This window comes from Acinetobacter sp. V2 (assembly GCF_001188385.1).
Classification (GTDB): domain Bacteria; phylum Pseudomonadota; class Gammaproteobacteria; order Pseudomonadales; family Moraxellaceae; genus Acinetobacter; species Acinetobacter oleivorans.
In genome coordinates, this window is sequence record NZ_JZFB01000004.1 from 295,120 (window position 1) to 307,986 (window position 12,867).

General features: G+C 41.3%; 10 protein-coding genes and 1 pseudogene. 7 read left to right on the forward strand and 4 right to left on the reverse strand.

From position 1 onward, the window contains the following. The 7 genes and pseudogenes from UC75_RS21840 to UC75_RS14340 form a co-directional block, all read left to right on the forward strand. Positions 1 to 837: pseudogene (locus UC75_RS21840) on the forward strand (ATP-binding protein); the annotation flags it as partial. Between the two features lie 316 nt (positions 838 to 1,153). Continuing rightward, entirely contained in the window at positions 1,154 to 4,006 is a 2,853-nt protein-coding gene (locus UC75_RS14315; RefSeq protein ID WP_049837978.1) for a monovalent cation/H+ antiporter subunit A, read from the forward strand. Next, complete coding sequence (locus UC75_RS14320; protein WP_003654595.1) at positions 4,003 to 4,371, forward strand: Na+/H+ antiporter subunit C; 369 nt, start codon at positions 4,003 to 4,005, stop codon at positions 4,369 to 4,371. Before UC75_RS14315 ends, UC75_RS14320 begins: the two co-directional genes overlap by 4 nt. After that, positions 4,371 to 6,182, forward strand: a complete 1,812-nt coding sequence (locus tag UC75_RS14325; RefSeq protein WP_049837979.1) for a monovalent cation/H+ antiporter subunit D — start codon at positions 4,371 to 4,373, stop codon at positions 6,180 to 6,182. The genes UC75_RS14320 and UC75_RS14325 overlap by 1 nt, the downstream gene beginning before the upstream one ends. A gap of 2 nt (positions 6,183 to 6,184) precedes the next feature. After that, the gene (locus UC75_RS14330; RefSeq protein WP_005301847.1) at positions 6,185 to 6,712 is read left to right on the forward strand and encodes a Na+/H+ antiporter subunit E; all 528 of its coding nucleotides are present in this window, start codon (positions 6,185 to 6,187) and stop codon (positions 6,710 to 6,712) included. Further along, the gene (locus tag UC75_RS14335) at positions 6,709 to 6,984 is read left to right on the forward strand and encodes a monovalent cation/H+ antiporter subunit F (protein ID WP_004795001.1); all 276 of its coding nucleotides are present in this window, start codon (positions 6,709 to 6,711) and stop codon (positions 6,982 to 6,984) included. The genes UC75_RS14330 and UC75_RS14335 overlap by 4 nt, the downstream gene beginning before the upstream one ends. A 12-nt stretch (positions 6,985 to 6,996) precedes the next feature. Further along, positions 6,997 to 7,401, forward strand: a complete 405-nt coding sequence (locus UC75_RS14340) for a Na+/H+ antiporter subunit G (RefSeq protein WP_005301841.1) — start codon at positions 6,997 to 6,999, stop codon at positions 7,399 to 7,401. Positions 7,402 to 7,454: 53 nt separating this feature from the next. Here UC75_RS14340 and UC75_RS14345 read toward each other — a convergent pair whose 3' ends face one another. The 4 genes from UC75_RS14345 to rimP are packed head-to-tail and all read right to left on the reverse strand — an operon-like array spanning position 7,455 to position 12,614. Continuing rightward, on the reverse strand, positions 7,455 to 7,856 hold the full coding sequence (locus tag UC75_RS14345; RefSeq protein WP_005301838.1) for a ribosome-binding factor A: 402 nt from the start codon (positions 7,854 to 7,856) through the stop codon (positions 7,455 to 7,457). After that, a complete protein-coding gene (gene infB, locus UC75_RS14350; protein ID WP_005301836.1) occupies positions 7,856 to 10,555 on the reverse strand; it encodes a translation initiation factor IF-2 in 2,700 nt (899 codons plus the stop codon). Before infB ends, UC75_RS14345 begins: the two co-directional genes overlap by 1 nt. 10 nt (positions 10,556 to 10,565) lie before the next feature. Continuing rightward, positions 10,566 to 12,050 (reverse strand): transcription termination factor NusA, encoded by a 1,485-nt coding sequence (nusA, locus tag UC75_RS14355; RefSeq protein ID WP_003654584.1) that lies wholly within the window; start codon positions 12,048 to 12,050, stop codon positions 10,566 to 10,568. 36 nt (positions 12,051 to 12,086) lie between these two features. Further along, on the reverse strand, positions 12,087 to 12,614 hold the full coding sequence (rimP, locus tag UC75_RS14360; protein ID WP_004795010.1) for a ribosome maturation factor RimP: 528 nt from the start codon (positions 12,612 to 12,614) through the stop codon (positions 12,087 to 12,089). Positions 12,615 to 12,867 lie beyond the last annotated feature (253 nt).

The window sequence follows — 12,867 nt, forward strand, 5'->3', positions numbered from 1 at the left end:
CCAGTTCCGTTCACAACCTTCACTCGTTTTTTTGAATGGTTACGTGAAATTAGCGATATCGAAAATGCTCAAGCTGCACATTTAGTACAACGCATTAAATCTAAGCAATCAGATCCACAAGATCAGACAGAACTATTAAATGAGCTTCAAAAAGAGTTATCTGGGCAACCTAAACAGCTCACCGCACCTAACCTCTACGCTCTTAAAAATGCATTAAATATTGTTTTGCCAGAGCTCAAAGACTTATATTTGCAATATCAGCCTAGGCTTCAACTTATGGCTGATTATGATGGCCAAACCCTGCCTTTTCAGCAACTTTCCAACACCACAAAAACATGGATTGCTTTAGTAGGCGATATTGCCCGCAGGCTCTGTTTACTCAATCCGTTAAGCCTAAATCCTTGCCTTGAAGGTGAAGGAATTTTACTCATTGATCAAATTGACGCGCAACTCGATGCACAGCATTGTTCAGAAATTTTAAACAAACTCCATCAGGCATTTCCACGCTTACAAATTATTGCAACTGGAAGTCGTGAAGAGCTATTGGAACATGCCTCGGCTTATCAATGTTTAAAATTAGAGCATGGTAAAATTAGCCATCTTGATTTAAATACCACCAAACAACAGCTTGAACACATCTATACATTACTCCAAAGAAGCGAGTCATTAGTTCCACATATTGAAACGCAGCTTCCAAGCTTAATAGACCCTACTCCCTCTCCAGCACAGGTTGATGTTTTATTTCAGCAAATTCAGGGTTTAAATGAACAACAAAAAAACGAATTGCTACGCATGATTCATGCAGGAGACACACCAGAAGAAAGCCCTTCTGTTTAAATTTTATAATCAATCGGCTCTCTTTTTATAATTAAAAAGCAGAGTCACAAAATATATGGTTAAGTCAGGTTTTTTAGCTTTAAAAATAACTAGATGTTGTTACTACATGTAATAACATCAGATTTTTACTGCTTTTTTAGTGTACAATAAATTTCATTTTGCGTTTTTATTCTTCAAGTTGCGCAATACAACTTGTTTCTCGCTTTATTTTCTAATTTGGTTGGGTTTTCAGAATAACAAAGTCTTGGAACTCTCTTTGAATTCCTATCTATTCTGAAATTAAAAATTCACCTTTAGGTTTCGGCCTAAATCACATATGGATACGAGTGTGCTACCGATAATTATCTTATTACCGTTAATATTAGGCACCACCCTTGTTTCATTGCTTCAACGGTTCTCGCGTGGAGTAACGGCTTTAGGGGCAATTGGAGTCAGTTTAACCAGTTTTGGTTTATTACTGACTCAAGCTAAAACTGTGCTTGGTGGTGCAAGCATTCAACAAAGCTGGGATTGGTTACCTCAATTAGGAATTAATCTAAGCTTCAGACTCGATGCTCTTGGTTTACTATTCTCTTTACTTATTACCGGTATCGGTACCCTCATTTACATATACGCCTATTACTATCTTGGCCCTAAAAATTCTTTAAGCAAACTCTATGCTTTACTCATGCTGTTTATGGCAGCAATGCTGGGTATTTCGCTCTCTAATAATCTTATTATTTTATTAGTCTTTTGGGAGCTCACCAGTATTTCATCTTTCTTGTTAGTGGGTTACTGGAGCCATTATGAAGCTGCTCAACGCGGCTCTCGAATGGCGCTCACCATTACAGGGATGGGCGGTTTGGCATTATTGGGTGGATTTATTTTATTAGGACAAATCACCGGAACCTATGAAATTAGTGAAATCATGGGTATGAAAGACACCATTCAAGCCCATGCTCTATTTATTCCAATGCTATTGCTTATTTTGCTTGGTGCATTTACGAAGAGTGCTCAGTTTCCATTTCATTTTTGGTTACCAAACGCAATGGCTGCACCAACACCGGTGTCTGCCTACCTACACTCTGCGACCATGGTAAAAGCGGGTATTTTTCTACTTGCCCGCTTACTACCAATTTTTGTAGGCGCTGCGATCTATCACAATATTGTGACATTCATCGGCCTGTTTACACTTTGTATGGCAGCATGTTTTGCCATTTTTAAAGAAGATTTAAAAGGGCTATTAGCCTATTCAACGATTAGTCATTTAGGGCTTATTGTTTGTTTACTTGGTATCGGTTCACCTTTAGCAGTTGCTGCTGCTATTTTTCATATTATTAACCATGCAACATTTAAAGCTGCACTCTTTATGATTGCAGGGATCATTGACCATGAAACGGGGACACGTGATCTTCGAAAACTCAGTGGTATTTGGCAATTACTCCCTTTCACTGCCACATTAACCATGATCACCGCTGCCTCTATGGCAGGTGTACCACTCACCAATGGCTTTATTTCTAAAGAGATGTTCTTTACCGAGCTATTGGCGAATCTTTCAGGTTCAGCAGTTATCTTTGCCAGCATCATTGCAACGCTTGCGGGTATTTTTGCAGTGAGTTATTCAATTCGTTTAGTGCACGGCGTGTTTTTTGATGGTCCGATTGGTAAACAAGTGCCAAATAAAAATGCACATGAACCACCAATGGGCATGCGCGCACCAGCCCTTCTTCTTGCTGTGCTATGTATCCTAGTCGGCGTTTTACCTTCTTTGTTGGTAGAACCACTAGTAAATAGCGTAACCAGAGCAAGCTTGATGCAACCAGAGTTTGCAGGAACTCATCTTGCAATCTGGCACGGATTCAATGCTCCTCTTGTGATGAGTATTATTGCTTTAGTGGGCGGCTCACTGTTCTATTTTGCTTTGGCAAAAGATGGCATGATTCGTAAAATTGACCTTGACCCACGTCTTGGTAGATTACAAGGCCGCATTTTATTTGATTTATTTTTAAAACATCTGTTGCTCACTAGCCGAAAAATCAAGCAAAAAACTGAAAATGGCTCATTGCAAAGTTACTTGTTTTTGATCATTGCTTTTAGCGTCATCATGGTCACTATGCCGCTACTTAATCAAGGGCTCACTACAGGCACACGTGAACTTACTCATGCCCCATGGATTGCCATTGTTCTCTGGCTAACCCTGTTCTCAGGTTGCTGGATGATGCTGTGGTTCCATCATGAGCGTATTAAAGCAGTCCTTATTAGTGGTGCAATTGGTTTAGTGGTAACGATGGTGTTTGTCACCATGTCAGCGCCGGATTTGGCACTGACTCAAATTACCGTGGATGTTGTAACCACTGTTCTGTTACTAATGAGTTTATCTTTACTTCCACAGTTAACACCTTATGAATCTCTTCGCTCTAGACGTTTAAGAGATGCTGCTTTAGCGATTGTTGGAGGCTTAGGAATAGGCTGGATTGCGTGGCTGATTTTAACCCGTGATCATAATTCGATTTCATGGTTCTTTGCGCAGCAGTCTTTACCACTTGGTGGTGGCTCAAATATTGTAAATGTCATTTTAGTTGACTTCCGTGGTTTCGATACCTTTGGTGAAATTACGGTGCTGGGCATTGCTGCTATTGGTTCACTTTGCCTCATGGATGGTATGCGTGTACATGGTACAACCATAACCCAAGGTCTCACCTACCGTTTTAATCCATCTCCGCTCATGTTCCGTATTACAGCCTCTTGGGTATTGCCATTGGCGCTTGTCGTGAGTGTTTATATCTTTATGCGAGGCCATAACTATCCAGGTGGTGGCTTTATTGCAGGTCTAATCACCTCAATGGCGTTAATCATCCAATATATTGCGCTAGGCCAAGACCAGACAGAGCAATTACTTAAAGCAAAATCAGGTCGTCTTTACGAAGTGTGGATTGGTTCAGGTTTAACCATTGCTGGGCTTACTGGTGTAGCTGCATGGTTCTGGTTACGCCCATTCCTGACTAGCGCGCACGTGTATGTTGAATTACCAATTTTAGGAAAACTACATTTGGCTTCGGCTGCGAGTTTTGACTTAGGGGTTTATATCACCGTAGTTGGTGCAACGATGTTGCTCATCTCGGTATTGGGAGACTCTCGCCACTCAAGTATGTCTGGTCCTGTAGTACCACATCGGGAGGAATCATCATGATCAGTTTAGAATTCTTATTGGCTTCTGCGATTGGTTTACTTGTTGCCACAGGTATTTATCTGATTTTACGTGCTCGTACTTTCCCTGTCGTGCTTGGATTAGCTGTAATTGGCTATGCTGTAAACCTATTTTTATTTGCGATGGGCCGATTACAAATTAGCTCACCCGCAATTTTAACTGAGACAACAAAAATAACCGATCCCCTTCCTCAAGCGCTGGTATTAACAGCCATTGTGATCGGTTTTGCAACCACCGCTTTTATTGTACAACTGGCACTGCGTAGCCGTTATGAATCAGGTAGTGATCATGTTGATGCTAAAGAAGACATCTCTCCAACATACGACCCACGTGAGGATGAGCCGTAATGTTTGATTTTTTATCTTTCTGGCAAGAACATGCGCCGATTTTTAGCATTCTCATTCCGGCATTTACTGCTTTTATCTTATTACTGCTAGGCAACCCAGGTGCAGGTGCTTTAAAAGATGACTGGCGACAACCATGGCGTCGTGGCATTAGTCTTGTTTCTGCAATTGCTGGATTAATTACTGCAATTGTATATTTAAGCTTTGCAAGCACAGGTCAAATTACCACTTACCAGCTGAGTGAATGGTCAGCACCGTTTGGTATTGTGCTTGTATTAGATCGTCTTTCTGCTTTTATGCTGGTACTGACCTATGCATTAGTCGTTCCAGTTTTATGGTATGCAAGCGACAATTGGGATACCCGTGGTCGTTATTTCCATGCCATGGTGCATTTCTTATTAATGGGTATCTGCGGAGCATTTTTAACAGGCGATTTATTTAACCTTTTCGTCTTTTTTGAAATCTTGTTGATGGCTTCGTATGTTTTGCTTTTACATGGGCAAGGCAAACCACGTTTTCAGCTTGGCGTTCACTATGTCATTATCAATCTTCTAGCCTCTGCCCTATTCTTAATCGGCCTTGGTATGATTTATGGCAGTGTGGGTAGCCTCAACATGGCTGATGTTTCACGCCTTATTCCGACACTTGAAGCAGATCAACACAAATTAGCTGTAGCAGGTGCCCTACTTTTATTTGTAGTGTTTGGCATTAAAGCAGCGATGCTTCCCGTAGGTTTTTGGCTACCAAAAACTTATGCTGTTGCAAGTACACCTGTGGCTGCAATTTTCACCATTATGACCAAGGTCGGGATCTATTCGATTTTGCGTGTAAATGGAACCGTATTTGACGACGCGCTTAGCCAAGAAATTTTAAAAAGCTGGTTACTTCCGATTGGTTTGATTACTTCACTTTACGGTGTGATTGCAGCAATTGGAGCAGATCGTTTACGTCGCTTTGTCGGCTTTATGGTACTTTCTTCAATTGGTACATTGCTCACAGCAATTGCCATGTCAAATACACAAGCATGGTCTGGCGCTTTGTATTACTTAGTGCACAGTACGCTAATTGGCGCGGCTTTTTATCTATTTTGTGGATGGATAACTTCACAACGTGGAGATTTTAAAGATCATTTAAAAGTTGCCCCAAGAATCAAACAAGAAAAAGCGGCTATGGTGACTTATTTCTTGATTGCCATGATGCTCGCGGGTTTACCACCTTTTAGTGGTTTTCTTGGAAAGGTATTTATTTTACAAGCGACAGTCGAAGCCAGCTACCAAGGTTGGATCATTGGTGTTGTGCTTGTTGTGAGCCTATTAAGTATTATTGCTCTAACACGAGTTGGTTTTATCTTGTTCTGGCGAGCAACACCACCAGAGGAAGATCCAATTCATCCGGCTTATATTCTTTATCGAGCATTACCAGAACGAGCACCACCACGTAATGATCAAGTGATTTATGTGTTACTTGCTGGCTTAATCGCTTATGTCGTCTTTGCTGCACCTATTCAGCATTACACATTAAGTACTGCCCAGCAGATTCAAGACCACGCACTTTACCAACGCACTATTCTTAAAATGGATAAAAATGGTGAAGTCATTAGCGTGCAACCATTTGATCCAGCTTACCTACCAGAAACTAAATATGGTGGTGAGGTTGAAGATCATAATGCTTACCTCGTTCCAGATATTATTTCGAAAGATACCTTCAATGGTGAACATATTTCGGAATATAAACTTCGACAAATTCAGCAACAGGACAAACTACAAACGCCTACCATTGTTGATGATAGTCAATTGAAACCTATGGAGCCATAAAAATGCAGTTATCTCATTTGCTTGAACGCTGGTTTCCACATCCATTTGTTTCCGTTCTTATCATTTTATTTTGGCTGATGCTGTCACATAGTCTTGATGCTAGTGACATTCTGACGGCAGTACTGTTGGGTTTAATTATTCCTCGTTTAGTTAAACCGTTTATCACCCGTACACCGCATATTCACTGGAAACCAGCTATTAAATTATGCTTTGTGGTTCTTTGGGATATTGTTATTTCTAACTTTCGAGTGGCAAAACTCGTTTTAGGACCCACCAAAAATTTACATCCTAAATGGTATCGTGTGCCATTAGAAACGGAACATGAGCAAGTTAATACTTTACTGGCAATGATCATCACGACAACACCTGGTACGGTTTCTGCGGGCATTGATCAGGAACGTGGAGATATTCTGGTTCATGCTTTGAGCACGGATAATACCGAATCTGATATTGAAGACATCAAACAACGTTATGAAATTCCACTTATGGAAATTTTTGATGTAAAAAGCAAAACGGAGGCAAGTGCATGACCATCCTACCCTATGCTCTAGGTATTAGCTCAATTGCCATTACTATCTCTATGCTACTTTGCCTCTTCAGATTGGTCATAGGCCCATCAATTGTAGATCGGCTTTTAGCACTCGATACTCTCTTCTTAAATGCAACGTGCCTCATTGTTGTTTTAGGCATTTATTGGATGACGACCTCTTTATTTGAAGGAGCCCTACTGGTTGCAATGCTAGGTTTCGTATCTACAGCAGCCTTAGCACGTTACTTCACAACTGGTCATGTAATCGATTAAGGAGAGATCAAAATGCAGTTTGTAATGGAAATTATTGTTTCGGTCTTTCTGGTTTTTGGTGCTTTCTTTATGTTAGTCGGCTCGATTGGCATGGTGCGCTTGCCTGACTTATTCATGCGCTTACATGCACCCACAAAATCGAGTACGTTAGGATTAGGCAGCTTTTTGATTGCATCTATGATCTTTTTTGCTTTTCAAGGCCGCTTTGGTTTTGCCGAGCTACTGATCACACTTTTAGCTTTTATTACCGCACCGGTTTCAGCAAATTTAATTGCTCAAGCTGCGCTACATTTACGTTTGCGCTCATTGAGTGGAGAAGTTCCTGAGTCAATTGAACGTCCCTTGCCGTGGGACCGTTATAAAATTGGACAGCGTTTCTCGCAAAATAAGCCGCCTATGGACCCTCCTAAAGACTAGAAAAAACCCACCAATAAAAAAGCCACCCGAAGGTGGCTTTTTTATTTTTTATATTACTGTTCTTCGTCTGAATCGCGTTTCGGTAAATCATTTACCGCTTTCTCGATCAGACCAAACATATAGTTACCATAAGCATTCGTCTTGTCATAATGGAAACGCAATCTTGGCGTAATACGTGTCTTGATACGACGGCTCAATTCATGACGCAAGAAACCAGAAGCTTTATTTAATACATCTAAAGTTTCTTTATTTGCTGCTTCACTTTGCTCATCGCCAAGCTCACGTCCCATTACGGTGACATAAACTTCAGCATAACCCATGTCTGCACTAACTTTCACCGCAGAGATGGTCACTAGACCACCTAAGCGAGGATCTTTAAGCTCTTGACGAATCAGCTCAGACAACTCGCGTTGAACTGAATCCGCCATGCGCTTTAAGCGTTGGCTACCCGCCATTAAAGACTCCGTTTAATCAATTGAACATCATAGACTTCAATTTTATCTTTCACTTTGATGTCTTTATAACCTTTCACCGCAAGACCACATTCCATACCGGCACGAACTTCTTCAACCACTTCTTTATAGCGACGAAGAGATTCAAGCTCACCTTGGAACACAACCACGTCATCACGTAATACGCGAATCGGTTTATTACGATGCAATACACCTTCAAGTACCATACAGCCTGCTGCTGCACCAAACTTACTTGAGTGGAATACTTCACGTACTTCAGCAACACCCAAGATAGTTTCACGATGTTCAGGAGCAAGTTTACCGCTCATGGCATCTTTCACATCATCAATTAATTCATAGATGATGCTGTAGTAACGAATATCGATACCGTCTTGGTCACTTCTCTGACGAGCAGTCGTATCAGCACGAACGTTAAAGCCTAACAATACAGCTTCTGAAGATTCAGCAAGAATCACATCAGACTCAGTAATCGCGCCAACACCCGAACTAATTACACGAACTTTTACTTCATCAGTAGATAATTCATGTAAAGCTGCATTCAATGCTTCTAAAGTACCACGTACGTCTGTTCTTAAAACAACGTTCACTGTAGGAACATCTTTTTTGCCCATTGACGACATGATATTTTCAAGACGCATTGCGCTTTGACGATCAATACGTTTTTGACGTTCACGGTCAGCACGAGCATCAGCAACTTCACGCGCTTTCTTCTCGTCATTTACAACAAGAACTTCATCACCTGCCATTGGAGCATCTGGAAGACCCAGAATTTCTACTGGAATAGATGGTCCTGCTGATTTAATCGGCTTACCATTTTCATCAGACATTGCACGGACACGACCATATGACGAACCTGCAAGAACAAGGTCACCAATGTTTAATGTACCGTTTTGAACAAGAATAGAAGTTACTGCACCACGGCCTTTATCAACACGCGCTTCAATAACAACACCTTGTGCAGCACCTTCAGCAGATGCTTTTAATTCCATCAATTCTGATTGAATAAGAATTAAATCAAGGAGTTCATCAATACCTTGTCCACTGTGTGCAGAAACTTTAGCAATCGGAACATCACCACCCCATTCTTCTGGAACGATTTGTTTCGTTGTTAATTCATTTAACACACGGTCTGGATCAGCAGATTCTTTATCCATTTTGTTGATTGCAACAATAATTGGAGTTCCTGCTGCACGCGCATGGTCAATTGCTTCTGCAGTTTGTGGCATTACACCGTCATCTGCCGCAACAACTAATACCACGATATCCGTTGCTTTAGCACCACGTGCACGCATTGAAGTAAATGCAGCATGTCCCGGTGTATCAAGGAATGTAATGATTCCTTTGTCTGTTTCAACGTGATATGCACCAATATGCTGGGTAATACCACCTGCTTCACCTGCCGCTACTTTCGAACGACGGATACGGTCAAGCAATGATGTTTTACCATGGTCAACGTGACCCATAATGGTAACAACTGGCGGACGAGTTGTTTGCTCACCGCGAGCTTCTTCAGCCGCTTCAAGCAAGTTATCTTCCGCTTGAGTATCAGAAACTAAAACAGGGTTATGGCCCATTTCTTCAACAACAAGTGCTGCTGTATCTTGGTCAATAGCTTGTTCCTGATTAACCAACTCACCCATTTTCATAAGTGTTTTGATAACTTCACGTACTTTAATCGCCATTTTTTGAGCAAGATCGGCAACAACAATGCTTGAACCGATTTCTACATCATAAACTTGCTTTTTAACTGGTTTTTCAAATCCATGCTTATTAGCTTGGCTTGATTTTAAACCACGTTTGTTATGGTTAACAAAGCTTTGCTCTTCTTGACCACGACGACCACCTTTTTTACCCGCACGAGGGTTAGTGGTTGCGCCACCGCGTTTAATTTCACGGTCTTCTTGCTTGAAAGAATCTTCATAAGCTTGGCCTACTAGACCTGAAGCAAGTGGAGAATCATCAATTACACGAATTGTGGTAGTAGCTTCGTCACTTGAATACTTAGACGCCATTTTGCGCATTTGTTCAAGTGTACGTTGCTGAGCTTCTTCAGCCGCTTTACGACGCGCAGCTTCTTCAGTTGCTTTCAACTGAGCTGTTTGTGCTTCACGAGCTTTCTTTTGCTCTAATGTTTCTGCTGGTTTTGGTGCAGGTTTTACTGTACCACCACCACGTTTTTTCACTACTACAGCAGCTTTAGGAGCTGTCTGAGCAGCGCTATCTTGTTGATGAGCAGCACGCATTGCATCTAAAGTTGCTTTTGCTTTTTGCTCTGTTTGAAGACGCGCGTTTTGCTGTGCAGTGTCACGCGTTTGCTGTTCTACACGTGCTTTAGCTTCAGCTTCTGCACGTGCTTTAGCTTCAGCTGCAATTTGTTCAGGGTTTGGTTTAGCAAAAACCTGTTTTTTACGTACTTCTACGTTAATTGTTTTTGCTTTACCTGAAGTACTTGCAACTTTAGCGGTACTGGTTGTTTTACGTTTCAACGCAATTTTTCCTGTGTTACCACTTTCCTGACCATGCACTTTTTTCAAATGATTGACTAAAGTATCCTGTTGTTCAGTGGTAATAATGTCGTCTGCTGTACGTTGAGGCAAACCTGCTTCACGAGCCTGTTCTAGGAGCTTCTCAACAGGACGTTCTACACTGAGAGCTAACTCTTTAATCGACTTGTCCGTCATATTTCATCTCCTAGTTAAACCATGATTCGCGAGCTTTCATGATCAATTGACCTGCTTTTTCATGATCAAGTCCTTCAATATCAGAGATATCATCAGTAGCTTGATCTGCCAAATCATCGACAGTAATAATACCGCGAGCGGCAAGCGAGTAAGCGATCTCAGAAGTCATGCCTTCCATAGTGAGAAGGTCTGCGCTCGGTTCTTGAATATTTTCTTGCTGTTTCAAAGCATCAGTAAGTGCTGCTTCTTTTGCACGACTTTGCAATAACTCAACCAATTCAGCATCAAGCTCAATTTCGTCAAAAGTTTCAGCTGGAACATAAGCAATCTCTTCTAAAGAGGTAAAGCCCATTTCCACCAACGCCATTGCTAAATCTTCTTCAATATCGAGACGTGATACAAACATATCAAGATATTGCTGAGCTTCATTTTGCTGACGAGCACGATACTCTTCTTCAAGCATCATGTCGAGTTTGTAGCCAGTTAAATCAGAAGCCAAGCGAACATTTTGGCCTTGTGAGCCAATCGCGCGAGCCAATTGATCGCTGGTTGCAAAAATAATATCGGCACTTCTTGCATCTTCATCAAGCACGATGCCTGAAACATCAGCTGGTTCTAATGCACTTGCAATGTACTGAGCTGGATCATCAGACCAGACCACTACATCAATACGTTCACCGTTTAACTCTTGTTGTACCGCTTGAATACGCGTACCACGCATACCAATACATGCACCTACAGGGTCAATACGATGGTCATTTGTTTTCACTGCAATTTTAGCACGAACGCCTGGTTGACGTGCCGCTGCTTTAATTTCAATAATTTCTTCAGAAATCTCAGGAATTTCTTTTTTCATTAAAGCAATTAACATTTCAGGCTTAGCGCGTGATAACAACAACTGAGCGCCACGACCTTCACGGTTCACATTGTATAAAATAGCGTTCATACGTTGTTTCGGGCGAAGAATTTCTTTAGGAATCATTTCTTCACGCGCAAGATAAGCTTCAGCGTTGTCACCTAAATCAATAATAAAGCCGTCTTTGGTTTGTTTTTTCACTTCACCGTAAATTAACTCACCAACTTTAGACTCGTATGCATCAGCAACTAAAGCACGCTCAGCTTCACGAATTTTTTGTACGATAACTTGTTTTGCAATTTGTGCAGCGATACGACCAAACTCAATAGATTCTACTTCGAGTTCACGAACATCACCAATTGACCATTTAGATGGGTCAAGGTCAGAAATCGCATCTTGGCAAGCCGGCATTTCATGATCTTCATCTGCTACAACAGTCCATTGACGGAATGTGCTGTAATCACCAGTTTTACGATCAATTTCTACACGAAGTTGAGCTTCTTCAGCATGCGTACCTTCGTAAAATCTTTTCTTCGTTGCAGCAACTAGAGCTTGTTCTAAAGCCTCGAAGATCGCTTCACGACTAACACCTTTTTCATTACTAACCGTTTCAACAACGGTAAGAATTTCGCGGCCCATAAGTCACCTACCGATTTCTTATAAAATTTAATAAATTTAATCTTGATAGATCAAGTTTGCTTTATCGATATTGTTGCTGTCGATCTCAAGCACGTGCTTCCCATCAACTTCAACCTGAATTTCTTCATTTTCAAGATCTACTGCAATAAGCTTTGCTTGAAATTTACGACGGTTTTCTACTGCTGCAATCAAACGCAAAGCAATTTGTTGTCCGATGTAGCCTTGTAACTGTTCTAGTTGAAAAAATGGACGATCCCAACCTGGTGAAGAAACTTCTAATGAATACTCACCTGAAATTGGATCATGGACATCCAGCATTGCGCCAACTTGTTGTGTTACACGCACACAATCTTGTACACCAATACCACGGCCTAGTTCTACTTCACCATCTTCATTAAGTACTGGCTCAGCATCTTCTTCACTTACCGCTTTGTCGATATAAATACGCAATAATGAACGTTTACCTTGTGGGAGAAACTCGATTCCCCAAAGGTCGACACCACATGCTTGTACTGCAGGAACAATTAAGTCATGCAATGCTTGGGATTTATTTGATAATTTCATTTACTCTCGTCATTCTCGTGCGATTCAATCGGTTGTTTTAACCGACACAGACCTACTATAGTGAAGCATGACTATTTGACCAATTGATGTCGAAACTACACGATAGCGATACGATAACCAATAAAAAAGGGCGTTAATCGCCCCTATGTAGCACAGAAAACAATAGTCCACTGTGCAAAAAGGCCCACTTGTCTGTGAGCCTCTTTTAAGAAACTTGGTAGCGGGAGCTGGATTTGAACCAACGACCTTCGGG

Excerpts from the sequence above, each read along its gene's own strand:
- UC75_RS14315 (WP_049837978.1), top strand. The coding sequence starts at position 1,154 with ATGGATACGAGTGTGCTACCGATAATTATCTTATTACCGTTAATATTA.
- UC75_RS14320 (WP_003654595.1), top strand. The coding sequence starts at position 4,003 with ATGATCAGTTTAGAATTCTTATTGGCTTCTGCGATTGGTTTACTTGTT.
- UC75_RS14325 (WP_049837979.1), top strand. The coding sequence starts at position 4,371 with ATGTTTGATTTTTTATCTTTCTGGCAAGAACATGCGCCGATTTTTAGC.
- UC75_RS14330 (WP_005301847.1), top strand. The coding sequence starts at position 6,185 with ATGCAGTTATCTCATTTGCTTGAACGCTGGTTTCCACATCCATTTGTT.
- UC75_RS14335 (WP_004795001.1), top strand. The coding sequence starts at position 6,709 with ATGACCATCCTACCCTATGCTCTAGGTATTAGCTCAATTGCCATTACT.
- UC75_RS14340 (WP_005301841.1), top strand. The coding sequence starts at position 6,997 with ATGCAGTTTGTAATGGAAATTATTGTTTCGGTCTTTCTGGTTTTTGGT.
- UC75_RS14345 (WP_005301838.1), bottom strand. The coding sequence starts at position 7,856 with ATGGCGGGTAGCCAACGCTTAAAGCGCATGGCGGATTCAGTTCAACGC.
- infB (WP_005301836.1), bottom strand. The coding sequence starts at position 10,555 with ATGACGGACAAGTCGATTAAAGAGTTAGCTCTCAGTGTAGAACGTCCT.
- nusA (WP_003654584.1), bottom strand. The coding sequence starts at position 12,050 with ATGGGCCGCGAAATTCTTACCGTTGTTGAAACGGTTAGTAATGAAAAA.
- rimP (WP_004795010.1), bottom strand. The coding sequence starts at position 12,614 with ATGAAATTATCAAATAAATCCCAAGCATTGCATGACTTAATTGTTCCT.